Annotated in this window: 1 rRNA gene; it reads left to right on the top strand. The window is 33.9% G+C overall.

The features are described from left to right. Positions 1–1,635 precede the first annotated feature (1,635 nt). Positions 1,636–1,700, top strand: a 16S ribosomal RNA gene (locus HMPREF9010_RS0124895); the annotation flags it as partial.

The following is a 1,700-nucleotide window of genomic DNA, read 5'->3' as shown; positions in this document are numbered from 1 at the left end:
TTTCATTTTCATTTCTCATGTTCTCATAAGTTGTATGGTATTTGTTTGTAAATCAATAATATAATGCTATGAGAAATAAACTGTAAAATGGTATTTCTCATAGTATTTCCATCATTTATCCTTAAAAAAGCTGCATTTCTCATCGGTTTCAACTCATTTTTCCTCTTATTCTCATACTCCTTTTATCTGTTTTGCTTATTTCTCATGCATGATGGCTGCAGCTTTTCCCGAACTCTCGCCGGACTTACGATTATTCCTTTCCTTATGTTGTTTATTAATCAACTTCCTATTGTTTACTGCTTTCCTGTGTATCATTCACCTTATATCTTACTGTTTTCCCTTACTCATTGCCATTTCTTCCTGCTACTATCTGTATCGTTGCACTCAAGTGAACAGATCGTTCCACTCTAGTGGACGGTTCTTTCTACTCTAGTGCACAGGCCTGTTCACTGGAGTGGAACGATACAGATGCAGGTAGGAAAATATGCGAATATCTGCTCTATATACTTTCAATAAGCATTGATAATATATTGTAAAGCGGTGTGTAGTCTGATATTCATCTTGGGCTTTAGTTTAAAGTCTAGCTTGAGAATTTTATAGGATAAATAGCCAAAATATTATGAGAAATGGTTTAAACCCTATGAGAAATACTCGATTTTACGGACTAAATCACGGAAAAACTATGAGAAATGCCCTTTTGTTTTTTATTTCTCATAGTGTTATCTATTTGATTCACAGCTGATTATTGTGTATATTATGAGAACATGAGAAATGAAAAAGAAAAATCCTTTTCAGTAAAGTGAAGATTCTACGTATCATTCTCATACAAGTATCATATTAATGAATCAAACTAAGGAATGGAATCCACTATAAAACCACTATCTCTTATATCTATCTTTCTTTCCTCTTATTTTAATGAACTGATTCTTTAATTGCTCCCTAACGCAAACTGATTCCCGGTGCACCTACGCGCCCGCGTGTGATATAATAATGTGTATCCCTCTCGTCGTTTCCGCGCACAATTTCCCTATACATAAAAAATATGTTCTACAACATCGTTATGCGTCAGCACTTTAGCAAATTCCTTCAAAAATAATTAGAAAAAATAGTTTGATATATTTGGAGTATATATCAAAAGGGCGTACTTTTGCACCCGCTTTCCAAGAGAAGAAAGCCTTGACAAATTGACTTAGTGAAAAAGTGGAATCCCACTTAAAGAAAAGAACAAAAAACTTCCGGAAAAGTTTGGATTATAATAACTAAAGTTCTTATCTTTGCAGTCCGATTCGCAAAGAAAAACGGCCGGAGTTCTTCTTTTGTACCTTCTTTCCCTTTCGCATAGAGAGTCAGAGAAACCAGCGTAAAAAGAAAAACTAAAAAAAACTTCCGAAAAAGTTTGGTAGTTAAAAATAAAGCCTTTACCTTTGCACCCGCTTTTAAAACGAAAGCAACAAGTTCTTTGAAATATTGATAAACAATACAAGTAGTACAAGTAAAAAAATAGAACCGTCAATACTTGTCTTATGAAGTAGTGATACAATTAAGACTAATAGGTATTTGAATAAGGTCAATAAATTTACGGCGTCCTGAACAGAGCAAAAAAAAGTCATCTTAACAGATGATAAAAATACTTTTACAATGAAGAGTTTGATCCTGGCTCAGGATGAACGCTAGCTACAGGCTTAACACATGCAAGTCGA

Source organism: Bacteroides sp. 3_1_23 (genome assembly GCF_000162555.1).
Classification (GTDB): domain Bacteria; phylum Bacteroidota; class Bacteroidia; order Bacteroidales; family Bacteroidaceae; genus Bacteroides; species Bacteroides ovatus.
Note: the sequence above shows the minus strand (reverse complement) of the source record. Positions and strands in the feature narration are given on the sequence as shown.